The sequence below is a fragment of the Hoeflea ulvae genome (assembly GCF_026619435.1).
Classification (GTDB): domain Bacteria; phylum Pseudomonadota; class Alphaproteobacteria; order Rhizobiales; family Rhizobiaceae; genus Hoeflea; species Hoeflea ulvae.
The window spans coordinates 800,864-818,590 of sequence record NZ_JAOVZQ010000001.1 but is presented as its reverse complement, the minus strand read 5'-3'; the positions used below and the strand labels follow the sequence as shown (position 1 = coordinate 818,590).

General features: G+C 64.8%; 12 protein-coding genes and 2 pseudogenes. 10 read left to right on the top strand and 4 right to left on the bottom strand.

What is annotated here, in order from left to right; all coding sequences use genetic code 11:
- Window positions 1-264: 264 nt before the first annotated feature.
- The 6 genes and pseudogenes from OEG82_RS03985 to olsB all read left to right on the top strand — a co-directional run bounded on the left by OEG82_RS03985 (window position 265) and on the right by olsB (window position 7,309).
- The gene (locus OEG82_RS03985) at window positions 265-1,401 is read left to right on the top strand and encodes a class I SAM-dependent methyltransferase (RefSeq protein ID WP_425497626.1); all 1,137 of its coding nucleotides are present in this window, start codon (window positions 265-267) and stop codon (window positions 1,399-1,401) included.
- Window positions 1,398-2,262 (top strand): annotated as a pseudogene (locus OEG82_RS03980) (TrmH family RNA methyltransferase). Before OEG82_RS03985 ends, OEG82_RS03980 begins: the two are co-directional and overlap by 4 nt.
- 29 nt (window positions 2,263-2,291) lie before the next feature.
- Window positions 2,292-2,753 carry a signal peptidase II gene (gene lspA / locus OEG82_RS03975; RefSeq protein WP_267614853.1) on the top strand — a complete coding sequence of 154 codons (462 nt, stop codon included), beginning with the start codon at window positions 2,292-2,294 and terminating at the stop codon, window positions 2,751-2,753.
- Between the two features lie 80 nt (window positions 2,754-2,833).
- A complete protein-coding gene (acuI, locus tag OEG82_RS03970) occupies window positions 2,834-3,838 on the top strand; it encodes an acrylyl-CoA reductase (NADPH) (protein WP_267611173.1) in 1,005 nt (334 codons plus the stop codon).
- A gap of 63 nt (window positions 3,839-3,901) precedes the next feature.
- Window positions 3,902-6,223 carry an ATP-binding protein gene (locus tag OEG82_RS03965; RefSeq protein ID WP_267611172.1) on the top strand — a complete coding sequence of 774 codons (2,322 nt, stop codon included), beginning with the start codon at window positions 3,902-3,904 and terminating at the stop codon, window positions 6,221-6,223.
- A 240-nt stretch (window positions 6,224-6,463) separates the two neighbouring features.
- Window positions 6,464-7,309, top strand: a complete 846-nt coding sequence (olsB, locus tag OEG82_RS03960) for a l-ornithine N(alpha)-acyltransferase (protein ID WP_267614852.1) — start codon at window positions 6,464-6,466, stop codon at window positions 7,307-7,309.
- Window positions 7,310-7,379: 70 nt separating this feature from the next.
- Here olsB and OEG82_RS03955 read toward each other — a convergent pair whose 3' ends face one another.
- Window positions 7,380-9,665, bottom strand: a complete 2,286-nt coding sequence (locus tag OEG82_RS03955; RefSeq protein WP_267611171.1) for an NADP-dependent malic enzyme — start codon at window positions 9,663-9,665, stop codon at window positions 7,380-7,382.
- Window positions 9,666-9,824: 159 nt separating this feature from the next.
- Here OEG82_RS03955 and mutS point away from each other — a divergent pair.
- From mutS to OEG82_RS03940, 3 genes and pseudogenes are all read left to right on the top strand, one after another.
- Window positions 9,825-12,574, top strand: a pseudogene (gene mutS, locus OEG82_RS03950) (DNA mismatch repair protein MutS).
- A gap of 76 nt (window positions 12,575-12,650) precedes the next feature.
- The gene (locus tag OEG82_RS03945) at window positions 12,651-13,226 is read left to right on the top strand and encodes an AAA family ATPase (RefSeq protein ID WP_267611170.1); all 576 of its coding nucleotides are present in this window, start codon (window positions 12,651-12,653) and stop codon (window positions 13,224-13,226) included.
- Window positions 13,227-13,267: 41 nt separating this feature from the next.
- Window positions 13,268-14,260, top strand: a complete 993-nt coding sequence (locus OEG82_RS03940) for an adenosine kinase (RefSeq protein WP_267611169.1) — start codon at window positions 13,268-13,270, stop codon at window positions 14,258-14,260.
- Window positions 14,261-14,281: 21 nt separating this feature from the next.
- On the opposite strand, the gene OEG82_RS03935 is transcribed toward OEG82_RS03940, so the two are convergent.
- The 3 genes from OEG82_RS03935 to hrcA form a co-directional block, all read right to left on the bottom strand.
- Window positions 14,282-14,917 carry a trimeric intracellular cation channel family protein gene (locus tag OEG82_RS03935; RefSeq protein WP_267611168.1) on the bottom strand — a complete coding sequence of 212 codons (636 nt, stop codon included), beginning with the start codon at window positions 14,915-14,917 and terminating at the stop codon, window positions 14,282-14,284.
- A gap of 50 nt (window positions 14,918-14,967) precedes the next feature.
- The gene (grpE, locus tag OEG82_RS03930) at window positions 14,968-15,642 is read right to left on the bottom strand and encodes a nucleotide exchange factor GrpE (protein WP_425497625.1); all 675 of its coding nucleotides are present in this window, start codon (window positions 15,640-15,642) and stop codon (window positions 14,968-14,970) included.
- A 91-nt stretch (window positions 15,643-15,733) separates the two neighbouring features.
- Window positions 15,734-16,813: a heat-inducible transcriptional repressor HrcA gene (gene hrcA, locus OEG82_RS03925; RefSeq protein WP_267614850.1), complete on the bottom strand. Its 1,080-nt coding sequence runs from the start codon at window positions 16,811-16,813 to the stop codon at window positions 15,734-15,736.
- 188 nt (window positions 16,814-17,001) lie between these two features.
- Here hrcA and rph point away from each other — a divergent pair, with 188 nt between their 5' ends.
- Window positions 17,002-17,727 carry a ribonuclease PH gene (gene rph, locus OEG82_RS03920; RefSeq protein ID WP_267611167.1) on the top strand — a complete coding sequence of 242 codons (726 nt, stop codon included), beginning with the start codon at window positions 17,002-17,004 and terminating at the stop codon, window positions 17,725-17,727.

Sequence of the window (17,727 nt, the reverse complement as noted above, 5' to 3'; positions counted from 1 at the left end):
CCTGCTGTGGGCTATCTTTGCAAAGCGAAAACGGCTTTGCCAAGTGGATATCGGGTTGCTATGTCCAGATCACAGTGAAACCGCAGGCTCCAGTGCCCGTTTCGGCCGGGCCTCATCCAGATCGATCAGGATTCTTCCACTTTGGCGGACAAGCGCTCCCTACAGTCCCGACGCGGCGGCTCTCCTAAACCGGGGGACGGCAAGCCCGGGGACGGCAGGCCGAAAGACGGCAAAGCCGGACAGACGGGTCATGCCGCGCGCCCGCTGGCTGCACCCGGCGGCAAGCCGTCAGCCAAGTCACGGCAAAAGCCCGGCCGCGCCAAGCCGCCGCATGAGGCCGCATCGGCCGCGCACCGGTCCGCGCCGGGCAAGCAATCCGCGGCGAAGCCGATATACACTGCACCGGTGTTCGACAAGCGCGAGCCGGCCCAGCCACAGGCGCCGATCCGGCCGCTCCACCCGCGCAGCGGCGCCCTGCCCAAGCAGACCACGCCGGTGATCCTCGAAACCGGCGACGAGGACGGCTACCGGCTGCTTGACACCGGCGTCAACGCCGCAGGACAGGGCGAGAAGCTCGAGCAATATGGCGATCTGCGCATTGTCCGCCCCGAAGCCCAGGCGCTGTGGGCGCGCGGCTTGCCCGACGGGGTCTGGGACAAGGCCGATGCGCTGTTTACCGGCGACACCGACGAGGACGGCATCGGCCGCTGGGCGTTCCCGAACGTGCCGCTGGGCGAAACCTGGCCGATGCAATTGCTCGGCGTCGATTTCTACGGCCGGCTGACCTCGTTCCGCCATGTCGGGGTATTTCCCGAACAGATCGCCCATTGGCGCTGGATGGCGGAGCGGATCGAGGCCGCCGACCGGCCGCTGAAAGTGCTCAACCTGTTCGGCTATACCGGCGTGGCCTCGCTGGTTGCTGCCAAGGCCGGAGCGGAAGTCACACATGTCGATGCCTCGAAAAAGGCGATCGGCTGGGCTCGGGAAAACCAGGCACTGGCGGGGCTCGACAAGAAACCGATCCGCTGGATCTGCGAGGACGCGATGAAATTCATCGCCCGCGAGGAACGCCGCGGCAACCATTACGACATCATCCTGACCGACCCGCCGAAATTCGGCCGCGGCCCGAATGGCGAAGTCTGGCAATTGTTCGAGCATCTGCCGCTGATGCTCGACATCTGCCGCGAGTTGTTGAGCCCGAAACCGGTCGGCCTGGTGCTGACCGCCTATTCGATCCGCGCCTCGTTCTACGCCATTCACGAACTGATGCGCGAAACCATGCGCGGCGCCGGCGGCCGGGTCGAGTCCGGTGAGCTGATCATCCGCGAGAGCGGCAAGGCCGATCCTGACGATTGCCGGGCGCTGTCGACTTCTCTGTTTGCAAGGTGGCTGCCGCAATGAGCGATCACGAAACACCAAAGAACACGACACGGGTCGGCCAGGTCAAGGACATCACCAGCCTGTCCAACCCGATCATCAAGGACATCCGCGCGCTGTCGATGAAAAAGCATCGCGACGAGACCGGGACCTTCCTGGCCGAGGGATTGAAGCTGGTCATCGACGCCATCGAGCTGGGCTGGAACATCCGCACGCTGATCTATGCCAAGGCGCAGCGCGGCAAGGACCAGGTCGAAAAGATCGCGGCGCTGACCATTGCCCGCGGCGGGCTGGTGCTCGAAGTCAGCGAGAAAGTGCTGACTGCAATCACCGGGCGCGACAATCCGCAGGCCGTCATTGCCGTGTTCGAGCAAAAGGCGATGGCGCTGGATGCGGTCCGGATGAAGCCTGACGACACCTGGGTGGCGCTCGACCGGGTCCGCGACCCCGGCAATCTCGGCACCATCATCCGCACCGCCGACGCCGCAGGCGCCGCTGGCGTCATGCTGATCGGCGACACGGTCGATCCGTTTTCGACCGAGACCGTGCGCGCCACCATGGGATCGATCTTCGCCGTGCCGCTGGTGCGCATTTCGGAAAAGGACTTTCTGGCCTGGTCGGCCAAGACGAAGCCATTGGTGGTGGGCAGCCATCTCAAGGGCAGCGTCGATTACCGCACCATCGGCTATCAGGACCGGCCGGTGGTGCTGCTGATGGGCAATGAGCAGCAAGGCCTGCCCGACACGCTGGCCGGGGCCTGTGGCAAACTGGCCCGGATCCCGCAGAGCGGCCGGGCGGATCTCGCTCAATCTGGCAATCGCCACCGGGGTGATGCTGTTCGAGGCGCGCCGGCATCTTCTCGATCTGGGAGAGTCAAAATCGTGACGATTTCTCCGCTGAGCCGGGTCGGACCGATGCTGGTGCTGGTCGCTGTCACCGTCGGGCTCGACCAGGTGATCAAATGGCTGGTGGAAACCCGGCTTCCGATGCACGAATCCATTCCCGTGGTGCCGATGTTCGCGCTCTACCGAACCTGGAACGAGGGCATTGCCTTCTCCTTCCTGCGCGGACTGCCCGACACCGCGCTGATCGCGCTCACCGCACTGGTGATCGTCTTTGTCGTCTATCTGTGGCGCAACACCCCGCCTGCCCGGGCCATCGCCCATCTCGGCTATGCGCTGATCATCGGCGGCGCTCTGGGCAATTTGATCGACCGGGCGATCTACGGCCATGTTGTCGACTATATCCAGTTTCACACCGCGACCTGGTCCTTTGCCATTTTCAATCTCGCCGACAGCTTCATCAGCATCGGCGCAGGCCTGATCGTGCTCGATGAACTGATCGCCACGATGAGAGACCGCAAGGCCCGCAAATGAAACGACTGCCGGGTCCGCGTCACCCTTGATCTTACAGGGCGGGCGGGCCAGTCTGAACCAACACAGGATGAGGAGTTTCCATGCAAGACCGTTTCAAGGGCATTTTGCTCACGCGCGACGAAAACAAGGTCCTGTCGGTCGATGTGGCTGACCTCGGTCTTGATGATCTGATGGACGGCGACGTGATCGTCGAGGTCGAATGGTCCACCGTCAACTACAAGGACGGCCTTGCCATCACCGGCAAGGGTCCGGTGGTGCGGCGCTGGCCGATGATCCCGGGCATCGACTGCGCCGGCACGGTGGTGAGTTCCGAAAACGAACGCTTCAATCCCGGCGACAAGGTGATCCTCAACGGCTTCGGCGTCGGCGAGGTCCATACCGGCGCCTATGCGGCCTATGCGCGGCTGAAGGGCGACTGGCTGATCCCGATGCCCGAAGGCATGGATGGCCGCTCGGCGATGGCGATCGGCACTGCCGGCTACACGGCGATGCTGTCGGTGATGGCGCTCGAGCGCCACGGCATCACGCCCGGACGCGGGCCCGTGGTGGTCACCGGCGCCAATGGCGGCGTCGGCACCGTGGCGATCGCGGTGCTGGGCAAGCTCGGTTACGAGGTCATCGCCTCGACCGGACGCACCGAGGAGGCCGACTTCCTCAAGAGCCTCGGCGCTTCGGAAGTCATTCATCGCGATGAACTCTCGGGCCCGGCCAAGCCGCTGGCCAAGGAACGCTGGGCCGGTGCGGTCGACGCGGTGGGCAGCCACACGCTGGCCAATGTGCTGTCGATGACCTCCTATGGCGGCGCGGTGACAGCCTGCGGTCTGGCGCAGGGCATGGATCTGCCGACATCGGTGGCGCCGTTCATTCTGCGCGGCGTGTCGCTGCTCGGCATCGATTCGGTGATGGCGCCGCTGGCGCTGCGACAGGAAGCCTGGTCGCGACTGGTGCACGATCTCGACATGGCCAAGCTCGAGGCGCTGTCGACCGAAATCGGCTTTGACGGCATCGTCGATGCGGCGCATTCCATCATTGACGGCAAGGTCCGCGGCCGCGTCGTGGTCAATATGAAACAGCCGGACCACTGATCGCTAAAATTTGAAGCTTTGGCTGAAGGCTTTGCTCACCGGGTCCGTGGTATTGACGGATCCATGAGCACTGAAACCAAACGATCCCACTCTCTCCTGGACCAGGCCGGCAACCGGCCTGGCGCCGGGCAGGCTGACACGGTGCCGGTCATTCCGGTGGTGCATTATCCGGCGACGGAGTCCCCGGAAGCGGACGGATCCGCCCGCAAAGCAGCTGCGGGATCGTCGTCGCAGGCGCTGTTTGCCGCCTCCGCCGTGATGGCAGCGGCTGCGGTTTCCATGATCTTCAGCGCGCCCGCGGTGCTGTTTGTCACCCTCGCAGGCATTGCCGCCTTTGCGGCCGTGGCCCTGCTGCGGCGGTCGCGGGCAGATGCCGGGGCCAGCCATCCGGCACGCGCCATGGCCGAAAAGGCCGCGCTTGCCGAGCAGGACATCGATCGCAATTGGGAACTGGGCGAGTTTTCCGGCCATCTGGCCACGGTCTTCGATGCGCTCGGCGACATGGTGACGGCCTGCAATCTCGACGGCCGCATCGTCTATGCAAACCAGACCTTCCGGACCGCGACCGGCTGCGACAATCCGGTCGGGCTGACGCTCGACATGGCCGGCATCGCGCTCACCCCGACCAGCGACACCGGCGGCCGCGAGCTGGTGCTGGGCAGCGGCGACCAGCAGACCATCTGGACCTGGCACGAAACCGCCTCGCGCGACCCGTCTTCGCGCAACCTGTTCATCAACTGCATCGGCCGCAATGTCACCGCCACCCGCCGGGCCGAGGCCGAGCTGGTGGAGGCACGCGAAAAGGCGGAAGCCGCCAACCACGCCAAATCCCGCTTTCTGGCGACTGTCAGCCATGAAATCCGCACGCCGCTCAACGGCATATTGGGCATGACCCATTTGCTGGAACAGACCGAGACGACACCGGAACAGGCAAGCTACCTCAAGACCGCGCGCGAATCCGGCCATTCGCTGCTGTCGCTGATCGAGGACCTTCTCGATGTGACCTCGATCGAGGCCGGCCGGCTGCATCTGCGCCAGGAGCAGGGCAATCTCGAAGACCTGGTCAACGGCGTCAGCGAGTTGATGGCCTCGCGCGCCCATGAAAAAGGCATCGAGATCGCGGTGCATATTGCCGCTGAAGCGCCGCTGCTGATCACGTCCGACATCGGCCGGCTGCGGCAGGTGCTGTTCAATCTCGTCGGCAACGCCATCAAGTTCACCGAAAAGGGCGGCGTTCTGGTCGAGGTGGTGCGCGAAGACAGCCAGCTCGCCTTCATCGTCTCCGACACCGGCCCGGGCCTGAAGGACGAGGACAAGGTGCGGATCTTCAACGAGTTCGAACGCGCCGACAATGGCCCGACCCGCACCCAGGGCGGCGCCGGGCTCGGATTGTCGATTTCGGCGCGCATCGTCGAGGCGCTGGGCGGCGAGATCGGCGTCACCTCCACGCCCGGCCAGGGCAGCATGTTCAAGTTCACCGTGCCTGTCAGGGAACTTGCGGAGCCGGAAGCCCACAGGCCAGTGCTGGGGACGCTCGAGGGCCGCTCCGTGCTGGTGATTGCGCCGCGGGGTCCGGTCTCGACGGCGCTGCTGTGGACCATTCGCGATCTCGGCGGCATTGCCGAAACCGCCGATGACGCCGAGTCCATGATGACGGCGCTGACCCGGCTCTACCGCTCCGGCGCAACGCTGAGCGACATTGTCGTCGACCGCCGCATCGCCGACCGTGCCGACAGCCTGCTGGCCGCAGCACCTGTGGAACTGCCCGCCAGCATCGAGCGCACGCTGGTGATCGCACCCGAAGACAGCCGCGATCTCGACAGCCATTCGGGCCATGGCGCCGACGCCTGGCTGGTGCGGCCGGTGCGCCGGGAATCGCTGATCAATGTGCTGACCCGGCGCGATGACCGCGACGACCGCGACCGGTTGAGCTGCAAGCTGCGGCCGGTGGTGCTCGAACGGGCGTCGGACAATCCGACGCTGGACATTCTTCTGGCCGAGGATGATCCGGTCAACGCCCTTGTGGTGCGCTCGATCCTCGCCCGCCAGGGACACCGGGTCACGGTGGTCGACAATGGCCGCAAGCTGGTCAACGAGGCGATGGAACGCCCGGCCGGCGTTGCCGCCTATGATCTGGTCATCACCGATCTGTCGATGCCCGAACTCGACGGCCGCAGCGCCATCCAGCAGATCCGCGCCGAGGAAGCCGCAAGCCAGCTCTCGCGGCTGCCGATCATCGTGCTCTCGGCCGATGGTCAGGCTTCGACCAGCGAAGACCTGCTCGCCGCCGGCGCCGACGGACACGCCGAAAAGCCGGTCGATCCGCAATGGCTGTTGCAGCTGGCGACGGTGACGGCCCGCAAACGGCAGAGCGCCGCCGGATAGGCGCGACGCCGTCCCCACCCGCAAACGGCCCTGCGAGCGGCATGATAGCCGACCACTTTCAAACACTTGCGGGCCGGAATTCACGTCCGCGCGGTTGCGTTGCACGGGGTGGAGACACATAAATACCTTGAAATGGGCACATGGCGGATGGCAAATGTCACCGGGATGTCGCAGAATCATGGTTGAACCCGGTCATCATCCAGCGGGAGAGCTTCCATGCACACGCAAGTACAACAGCCGATGACCAGACCCTTCCTTGCACCGATCGCCAAGTTCCAGCCCGAGGACCGGATCCTCGGTCGCATCGGCTCGCTCGAAGTCCGGCTTGCCGCGACGCACAGCGAGATCGAGGCGGCGCAGGCGTTGCGCTACCGTGTCTTCGTCGAGGAAATGGGCGCACAGCTGCCGGCCGACGCCATGCTGCAGAAACGCGATTTCGACCGGGTCGACCGCTATTGCGATCACCTGCTGGTGCTCGACACGGCGCTGACCGGCTCCACCGAAGACCAGATCGTCGGCACCTACCGGCTGCTCCGGCAGGAGGTGGCGGCGCGCCATGACGGTTTTTATTCGCAGAACGAATTCGACGTGATGGATCTGGTCGGCCGCTCGCCGGACAAGCGGTTTCTGGAACTGGGCCGCTCCTGCGTGCTGAGCACCTATCGCATCCGCCGCACGCTGGAAGCGCTGTGGCAGGGCACCTGGGCCTATGCGCTGGGCCACGGCATTGACGTGATGTTCGGCTGCGCCTCGTTTCCCGGCGCCCGGCCCTATGCGCATGCGCTGGCGCTGTCCTTCCTCAACCAGACCGCCGCGGCCAATGACGAATGGAACGTGCGCGCCATTGCCGGACGCGGATTGTCGATGGACATGATGCCGGCCGAGGCCATCAACCCGCGCGCCGCCATTGCGGCCATGCCGCCGCTGGTCAAGGGCTATCTCCGGGTCGGCGCAGTGGTTTCCCGCGAAGCGGTGGTCGACACCGCCTTCAGGACCACCGATGTGCTGGTGATGCTGCCGGTCAAGCAGATCAATGGCCGCTATCTCAACCACTACGGCGCCGACGCCTCGCGCTTTGCCGCCTGACACTGAACGCCTGACCGGGGTTCAGGACAGCCGAACCCCGGTCCTGCTTTCACAGTGACGGGTTGCCGCTTCAGCTCGCCGCGTTGTAGGCGGCAATCGCCGCCATGTTGACGATGTCGGAATCCTTGGCGCCCATCGAGACGATCTGGATCGACTTGTCGAGGCCGACCAGAAGCGGGCCGATGACGGTGGAGCCGCCCAGTTCCTGCAGCATCTTGGTCGAGATCGAGGCCGAGTGGAATGCCGGCATCACCAGCACATTGGCCGTGCCCGAGAGCTTGCAGAACGGATATTGTTCGAGCACCTTGGCGTTGAGCGCCACATCGGCTGCCATCTCGCCATCATATTCGAAATCGACCCGGCGCTTGTTGAGGATCTTGACCGCGTCGCGGACCCGCTCGGAGCGTTCGCCGGTGGGGTGGCCGAAGGTGGAATAGGCCAGCATCGCCACACGCGGCTCATAGCCCAGACGCCGCGCCATGCCGGCGGCTTCCTCGGCAATGTCGGCCAGTTCCTCGGAATTGGGCATGTCGATGACGGCGGTGTCGGCAACAAAGACGGTGCGGCCGCGGCACAGCGCCAGCGACACGCCGATCATCCGGTGACCCGGCTTGACGTCGACGCAGCGGCGGATGTCTTCGAGCGCAGTGGAGTAATTGCGGGTGGTGCCGGTGACCATCGCGTCGGCATCGCCAAGGGCGACCATGCAGGCGCCGAAATGGTTGCGGTCGGTGTTGATCAGCCGCTGGCAGTCCCGGTAGAGATAGCCTTTGCGCTGCAGCCTTGCGTAGAGATAGTCGGTATAGGCCTCGACCCGGCGCGAGACGCGGGCATTGACCAGTTCGATGCCGGTGCGGTCGAGATCGATGCCGGCGAGTTTTGCGGTCTCGCGCATCTGCTCCTCGCGGCCGAGAAGACAGGCGGTGCCGAGCTTCTGGTTCACATAGGAGACGGCGGCGCGCATCACCTGTTCCTCCTCGCCCTCGGCAAAGACCACCCGCTTGGGGTGACGGCGGACCCGCTCATACAGCCTTTGCAGGGTGGAGGCGATCGGATCGCGCCGGGCGGAGAGTTCCTGCGCATAGGCTTCCATGTTGAGGATCGGTTTCTGCGCCACGCCCGAATCCATCGCCGCCTTGGCCACAGCAACCGGAATGGCCGAAATCAGCCGCGGATCGAACGGCACCGGAATGATGTATTGCGGGCCGAAGCGCGGGCGCACGCCCTGATAGGCGGCGGCGACATCGTCGGGCACATCCTCACGGGCAAGCTCGGCCAGCGCATTGGCCGCGGCAATCTTCATGTCCTCGTTGATGGTGGTGGCGCGGACATCGAGCGCACCGCGAAAAATATAGGGAAAGCCCAGAACATTGTTGACCTGGTTGGGGTAGTCGGACCGGCCGGTGGCCATGATGGCGTCATTGCGGATCGCGGCCACTTCCTCCGGGGTGATCTCCGGATCCGGATTGGCCATGGCGAAGATGATCGGGTTCTTCGACATCGAAGCAACCATCTCGGGCGTCAGTGCGCCCTTGGCGGACAGGCCGAACACGACATCGGCGCCATCCATGGCGTCGGCCAGCGAGCGCGCCTTTGTCTCCACCGCGTGACCGGACTTCCACTGGTTCATGCCTTCGGTGCGGCCCTTGTAGATCACGCCCTTAGTGTCGCACAGAATGATGTTTTCGGGCGAGAACCCCATCGCCTTGACCAGTTCGACACAGGCAATGGCCGCCGCACCCGCGCCGTTGCAGACCAGTCTCGTGCTCTTGAGATCGCGCCCCGTCAGATGCAGCGCATTGATCAGGCCGGCCACAGCGATGATGGCGGTGCCGTGCTGGTCGTCGTGGAACACCGGAATGTCCATGAGCTCGCGCAACCGCTGCTCGATGATGAAGCAGTCGGGCGCCTTGATGTCCTCGAGATTGATGCCGCCGAAGCTGGGGCCGAGATAGCGCACGCTGTTGATGAATTCATCAACATTCTCGGTATCGACTTCCAGATCGATGGAATCGACATCGGCAAAGCGCTTGAACAGCACCGCCTTGCCTTCCATCACCGGCTTGGAGGCGAGTGCGCCGAGATTGCCCAGTCCCAGAATGGCAGTGCCATTGGAAATGACGGCAACCAGATTGCCCTTGGCGGTGTAGTCGAAGGCGCGCGAGGGATCCTCGGCAATCGCCTTGACCGGAACGGCGACGCCGGGCGAATAGGCCAGCGACAGGTCCCGCTGCGTCGCCATCGGTTTCGTCGGGTTGATTTCAAGCTTGCCGGGCCGTCCGCGGGCGTGGAAATCCAGCGCCTCCTGGTCGGTCACAGCGGAAATCGAGCGATCTGATTTGTCCATCCCTGGCATATTTTTCCATCCCGTTGTGGGCGACCTTGTGTACGGCGCCTCGTAGCTGTTGTCTTTGGTGCACCCCCACCGTTAGGGTGGTTGGCACGGCCTGTAAAGCCGAGCACCCGGTCAAGCTTACATCGCAGACGATTGAAAAACCAAGACAGGCATCTCCTCTTGAACGCCGAAACCCCTCTCCACCCCGCCACGCTGACGACAGCCCAGCTTGCCACCGCCGAAAGCCGCGCCACGGCGACGCCGATGATGGAGCAGTTCATCGAGATCAAGGCGAACAATCCGGATTCGCTGCTGTTTTACCGGATGGGCGATTTCTACGAGCTGTTTTTCGAGGACGCGGTGGATGCCTCGCGCGCGCTGGGCATCACGCTGACCAAGCGCGGCCAGCATCTGGGCCAGGAAATTCCGATGTGCGGCGTGCCGGTGCATGCAGCCGACGACTATCTGCAGAAGCTGATTTCGCTCGGCTTCCGGGTGGCTGTCTGCGAGCAGACCGAGGACCCGGCGGAGGCCAAGAAACGCGGCGCCAAATCGGTGGTCCGGCGCGACGTCACCCGGCTGGTGACGCCCGGCACACTGACCGAGGACCGGTTGCTCGATCCGTCGCAATCGAATTTTTTAATGGCGCTGGCGCGGGTCAAGGGATCGGCCGAGGCGCAATATGGACTGGCCTGGATCGACATCTCCACCGGCGCGTTCCATGTCGGCGAAAGCCGGGCGGCGCGGCTTCTGGCCGATATCGCCCGGGTCGAGCCCAGCGAGCTGATCCTGGCGGAAAACGTGTTTCACGATCCGGAAATCCGGCCGCTGATTGACCAGATCGGCCGGGTGGCCGTGCCGCAACCGGCAGTGCTGTTTGACAGCGCCACGGCGGAAGGCCGGATCTGCCGGTTTTTCGAGGTCGGTTCGCTTGACGGTTTTGGCAGCTACAGCCGTTCCGAACTTGCTGCCGCCGCCGCCGTCATCGCCTATGTCGAAAAGACCCAGATTTCCGAGCGGCCGCCACTGGGCCGTCCCGAGCGCGAGCGCGACGGCGCGCGGATGTTCATCGACCCGGCGACGCGGGCCAATCTCGAACTGGTGCGGACCCTGTCGGGCGACCGGCAGGGCAGCCTGATCAAATCCATAGACCGGACCGTCACCGGCGGCGGCGGGCGCAAGCTTGGCGAATGGCTGATGGCGCCACTGACCGATCCCGGCGCGATCAACACCCGGCTCGACGGGGTCTCCCACCTGATTGCCAACCAGTCGCTGACAGACACGCTGCGCCGCGCGCTCAAGGGTGTGTCAGACATGCCGCGCGCATTGTCGCGGCTGGCGCTCAACCGGGGCGGCCCGCGGGATCTCGGCGCGATCCTGACCGGCGTGCGCGCCGCAGGGGATATTGCAACGCTGTTTGCCACCGAGGAGGCGCCGGAGCTGCTTGGCCGGGCGCTCGACACGCTGCGCGCGCTTCCCGGCGAGGTCGGCGAGCGGCTGTCGCAGACGCTGCATGACGAATTGCCGCTGCTCAAGCGCGATGGCGGCTTTGTCCGGGCCGGGTTCTCGCAGGAGCTCGATGAGCTCAGAGCCTTGCGCGACCAGTCGCGACGGGTGATTGCCGGCCTGCAACTGTCCTATGCCGAAGACACCGGCGTGCGCTCACTGAAGATCAAGCACAACAACATGCTCGGCTATTTCATCGAGGTCACCGCGCTCAATGCCGGGCCGCTGACCGACAGCGCCGAAGCCAAGTCGCGGTTCATCCATCGCCAGACCATGGCCAATGCGATGCGGTTCACCACCACGGAACTGGCTGATCTGGAAACCCGGATCGCCAATGCGGCGGGCGAAGCGCTGAGCATAGAGCTGGCAGCCTTCGAGGAGCTGGTGGCTCTGGTCGTCACCCATGCCGATGCGATCAAGGCGGCCGCCGACGCGTTGGCGGTGATCGATGTGGCGGCCGCGCTGGCCGAGCTTGCCAGCGAGCAGGGCTATGCAAGGCCCGGGGTCGATGACAGCCTCGCCTTCGAGATCGTCGCCGGGCGGCATCCGGTGGTCGAGCAGGCCTTGCGGCGCCAGGCAGCGCAACCCTTTGTCGCCAATGATTGCGACCTCTCGCCCCCGGAGACAGCGACGAGGGCGGCTCGATCTGGCTGCTCACCGGCCCCAATATGGGCGGTAAATCAACATTCCTGCGGCAGAATGCGCTGATTGCGATTCTTGCGCAGATGGGCTCCTTCGTGCCGGCAGGCAGCGCCCATATCGGTGCTGTCGACCGGCTGTTCTCCCGCGTCGGCGCCTCGGACGACCTGGCCCGCGGCCGCTCGACCTTCATGGTCGAGATGGTGGAGACGGCGGCGATTCTCAATCAGGCCAGCCCACGCTCGCTGGTGATCCTTGACGAGATCGGCCGCGGCACGGCGACCTTCGACGGCTTGTCGATCGCCTGGGCGGCGGTCGAGCATCTGCATGCCGAAAACCGCAGCCGCGGCCTGTTCGCCACCCATTTTCACGAACTCACCGCGCTGTCGGAGAAACTGCCGCGGCTGTCCAATGCCACCATGAAGGTCAAGGAATGGCAGGGCGAAGTGGTGTTCCTGCACGAGGTCGGACCGGGTGCGGCCGACCGCTCCTACGGCATCCAGGTGGCGCGGCTTGCCGGCTTGCCCGACGCGGTGGTGGCGCGCGCCCGCGAGGTGCTGCAGCTGCTGGAGACCAGCGAGCGGGAAAACCCGGCGGCGCGTCTGGTCGATGACCTGCCGTTGTTTGCGGTGCCGGTGCACCGGGAGCCCGCCAAACCGGCCCGGGGCCCCTCGGAATCGGATGCTTTCCTGAGCGGCCTCAATCCCGACGAGATGACCCCGCGCGACGCGCTGGAAGCGCTGTACGAACTGAAGCGGCGGGTGTCGGAAACCGGCCGGAGCTGAGCGACCGGCGCGGGCGCGACCCGACGCTGCGAGCCGGTCCGGCAATTGCGCATGCTTTTCAAACCGGGGAATTCGGATGCCGAAATTCGTCATCACCGGCGCGTCCGGCGGCGGCAAGTCGACGCTGATCTCGGCCCTTGCCGCCAAAGGCTACGCCACCGTGCCCGAGGTCGGACGCCGGATCGTTGCCGAGCAGGTGGCGACACACGGCACGGCGCTGCCCTGGCTGGACCAGGCGGCCTTCATGGATCTGCTGTTTGCGCGGTCGATTGAGGCCTTCGACGAGGCCGGCGATGCTGCCGGCGAGATCGTGTTCTTTGACCGCAGCTTTTACGAAGCGCTGGCCTATGGCGCGGTGATCGGGCGCCCGGTGCCACAGACGATGGCTGCGGCTGCGGCCGCGCGGAGATTTGACACGCCGGTCTTCGTCTGCCCGCCATGGCAGGACATCTTCACAACCGATGACGAAAGACGGCACGGGTTCGACTTCGCGCTGCGCGACCATGCGGCCAATGTGGCGATCTACCAGGCGGCCGGCTACACGCTGGTCGAGCTTCCCCGCGTTCCGGTGGCCGAAAGGGTGGGCCTCATCGCTGAGCGGCTTTGCGATTTGTCCGGCCCGCAGCCTTCCAATCCGTCGGAAAAACGTTAAGAAAGGCCAGAACCTTTCAGCGCCAACCGACAAGAGTCCTCATGAGCCAGTTTGACGTTCTTTGCATCGGCAATGCCATTGTCGACATCATCGCCCGCTGCGACGAGGCGTTTCTCGCCGACAACGAGATCATCAAGGGCGCGATGAACCTGATCGACGCCGAACGCGCCGAACTGCTGTATTCGCGGATGGGTCCGGCGATCGAGAGCTCGGGCGGCAGCGCCGGCAACACGGCTGCGGGCATTGCCGGTTTCGGCAGCCGCTCGGCCTATTTCGGCAAGGTCGCCGAAGACCAGCTCGGCAAGATCTTCAGCCATGACATTCGCGCCCAGGGCGTTCATTTCGCCACCCGGCCGCTGGAAAGCACCCCGCCGACCGCACGCTCGATGATCTTCGTGACCCCCGATGGCGAGCGCTCGATGAACACCTATCTCGGTGCCTGCGTCGAGCTTGGCCCCGACGATATCGAAGCCGATGTGGTGGCCGGGGCGAAGGTGACCTATTTCGAGGGCTATCTGTGGGACCCGCCCCGCGCCAAGGACGCCATCCGGCTCTGCGCCGACATCGGCCACAAGCACGGCCGCGAAATGTCGATGACGCTGTCGGATCCGTTTTGCGTCGGGCGCTACCGCGAAGAGTTTCTCGAGCTGATGCGCTCGGGCACCATCGACATCGTGTTTGCCAATTCCGATGAGGCCAAATCGCTCTACGAGACCGACAATTTCGAGCATGCCGTCTCGCAGCTGCGCAAGGATTGCAAGCTTGCGGCCATCACCCGTTCCGAGCACGGCTCGGTGATCGTGCGGGGCGACGAGCGCGTGGACATCGATGCAATTGATATTGACGAGGTGGTCGACACCACCGGTGCCGGCGATCTCTATGCCGCAGGCTTCCTGCATGGCTATGCCAATGGCAAACCGCTGGAAACATGCGGCAAGCTCGGCAGTCTCGCCGCAGGCCTGGTGATCCAGCAGATCGGCCCGAGACTGCAATTGTCGCTGGCTGAGGCAGGACGCAAGGCCGGGCTCATCTGAACGCGGCCACTGGAACCGGTGCTACATCACGTCTTCGGGCGGACGGCCGGCACGCGAGCGGTAGGGCGAGAATGCCCAGTTGTAGCGAATCGCGCCGCCACGCACGGCAAAGGCCATGATGACGCCAGCCGCGGAGGCTGCAACCAGCGGCGCGCCGAGCAGGCTGGCAACAACAAAGCCGCCGGCGCCGACAAGGGCGGCCGAGACATAGATTTCCGGACGCATCAGCACTGAGGGTTCACCGGCCAGCAGATCGCGCAGGATGCCGCCCATGGTGGCGGTCATCATGCCGGTGACAAGTGCCACCACCGGCGAGCCGGACACAGCCAGCCCCTTGGCAGCACCCATCACCGAATAGGCCGACATGCCGACGGCATCGAACCACAGCAACAGCCGGTAGCGTGACTCGACCAGATGGGCTGTGAAATAGACAATCACCGCCACCCCGGCGCAGACCAGCAGATAGGCAGGTTTATCCACCCAGAACACCGGGGTTGCGCCCAGCACCAGGTCGCGGAAGGTGCCGCCGCCGATGCCGGTCACCGCCGCCAGAAAGACAAAGCCGATCATGTCGAGCTGCTTGCGCGAGGCGGCCAGCGCGCCGGTGGCGGCGAAGACCGCGACACCGGCATAATCAAGACCTTCAAGCGGGGTCATCGGCGTTTCTCCGGTCCGCCACAGAGCCCAACAGCCCGGCAGGATTGATCTCAGGCGTCCTTTTCAGCCTGGGCGGGGGCGCCCGGCTCGGGTGCAAGCTCTTTCGGGCCGCCCTTGGCGACACCGACCATGGCCGGACGCAGCATGCGCTCGCCGATCACATAGCCCGGCTGCACCACTTCAACGACCGTGTTGTTGGCCACATTGGGATCAGGAACCTCGTACATCGCCTGATGATAGTTCGGATCGAACTTCTGGCCCTTCGGCTCAAGCTTGCTGACGCCGTGGCGCTCAAGCGCTGCCAGCATGGCGCGCTCGGTCAGCTCGACACCCTCGACCAGGGTCTTGAGGCCATTGTCGGCAGCGCCTTCGGCCTGCTCGGGCACGGCTTCCAGCGCGCGCTGAAGATTGTCGGAAACCTGCAGCATGTCGCGGGCAAACCCGGAAATGGCATAGCTCTTGGCATCCCTGACGTCACGGGCGGTGCGGCGGCGAAGGTTTTCCATCTCGGCGGCCATGCGCAGCCGCTGGTCCCGGAGTTCCAGGATTTCGGCCTTGAGCACCTCGACCGGATCAGGCTCCTGTGGCTGCGCCGTATCGACGGCCTCTTCGGCCTTGGGGGCGGCGTCTGCCTGTGGCTTGTTGTATTCGTGGCCCTGGCTTTCATCGCTCATGGTGTGCGTGTCCTGACTGTTCTTTATCCATTGAGAAGTTGCACCGCATATCGACGTTCGGGCGGCAAAAATCAAGGCCTGCGCCGCCGCACAGGCGATCAAACCCACAATGGCGCGGTAATTTCGGCGCATTTTGCCGGTGCTATTTGCGGGTGAGCCGTGACACCAGTTGCGCGGTGTAGTCGACCATCGGGACGATCCGGGCATAGTTGAGCCGGGTCGGTCCGATGATGCCGACCGCGCCGACGACCTTGTCGTCGCCATCGCGCCAGGGCGCAACGATCAGCGACGATCCCGACAGCGAGAACAGCTTGTTCTCCGAGCCGATGAAGATGCGGACGCCGGAGCCTTCCTCGGCGAGCGTCATCAGCTCGATCAGGCTCTCCTTGCGTTCGAGCTCGTCAAACAGCAGCCGGAGCCGGTCGAGCTCCTCGCCGGCGGAAAGCCCCTCGAGCAGATTGCCGCGGCCGCGCACGATCAGCCGGGCTGCGCCGGCGCCTTCGCGGCTTCCGGCCCATACGGCGAGACCGCGTTCGACCAGATCGCGCGACAGCACATCGAGTTCGGAGCGCACCTCGTCGGTGATCCGCTCCAGCTCGCTGCGCACCTCGCCGATGGTGCGGCCGACAAGATGGGCGTTGAGGAAATTGGCAGCTTCGGTCAATTGCCCGGCGGTGACCCCGTCGGGCAGCTCCATCACCCGGTTTTCCACCTGGTCATTGCCGCCGACCAGCACAACCAGCGCCCGTTTCGGATCAAGCCTGATGAACTCGATGTGGCGGATGGTGGCGTCCTGCTTTGCGGCAATCACCAAGCCGGCGCCGCGGGTCATGCCCGACAGCATCTGGCTGGCTTCGGTCAGCAGGTTCTCCACCGGACGGCTGGCATCCTCCGAGCGCACCTGGCGCTCGATGGTCTCGCGCATGTCCGGCTGCAGGTCGCCGACCTGCATGAAGGCATCGACAAAAAACCGCAGCCCCTTCTGCGTCGGCAGGCGTCCGGCGCTGACATGCGGCGCATAGATCAGGCCAAGCTCCTCCAGATCGCTCATCACATTGCGGATCGAGGCCGGTGACAGCGACATCGGCAGCATCCGCGACAGGCTGCGCGAGCCGAGCGGGTCACCCGATTCCATATAGCTTTCCACGAGCGCGCGAAAAATCTCCCGCGAGCGTTCATCAAGCGCACCGGAAAGATCCGTCGGGATGGATGGCGTATTCATGGTCATGACCGTATCCTCGAGGCCGCCTCTGGCGTTGCCTTTAGGAGGAATATAGGGGCTTGCGCACCGGCACGGAAGGGGCAAAGCACAGCCATGTCCGGCCGCGGCGGATCCCGCGGGCGGTTTTTCTTTGCATGATGGGACGCGCGCCGATAGAAGGCGGCAACACTGGAATCAGGAGAAAGACGATGCGTCCATCGGGCCGGAAGACAAATGTGATGCGGGCAGTCAGCCTCGACCGCAACGTATCCAAACATGCCGAGGGTTCCTGCCTGGTCAAGTTCGGCGACACCCATGTGCTGTGCACGGCGAGCCTTGAAGAGCGGGTTCCGCCATGGTTGCGCAATGGCGGCAAGGGCTGGGTCACGGCGGAATACGGCATGCTGCCGCGGTCGACCGGCGGCCGCATGCGCCGCGAGGCCACATCGGGCAAGCAGGGCGGACGGACACTGGAAATCCAGCGTCTGATCGGCCGGTCGCTGCGCGCCGTGGTCGATCTCGAAGCACTCGGCGAACGCCAGATCACGGTCGATTGCGATGTCATCCAGGCCGATGGCGGCACCCGGACGGCAGCGATCACCGGCGCCTGGATCGCCCTGCATGATTGCCTGAAATGGATGGAAGAGCGTTCGATGGTCAAGGTTGAGCGGGTGCTCAAGGACAATGTCGCGGCCGTGTCCTGCGGCATCTTTGCCGCGCAGCCCGTGATCGATCTCGACTATCTCGAGGATTCGGCCGCCGAAACGGATGCCAATTTCGTCATGACCGGCACCGGCGGCATCGTCGAAATCCAGGGCACTGCGGAAGGCGTGCCGTTCTCGCAGGCGCAGCTTCTGGAACTGATGGAACTGGCCAAGAACGGCATTGCCGATCTGGTGGCCCTGCAGAAGGTGACGGTCTCCGGACCGCTGTAA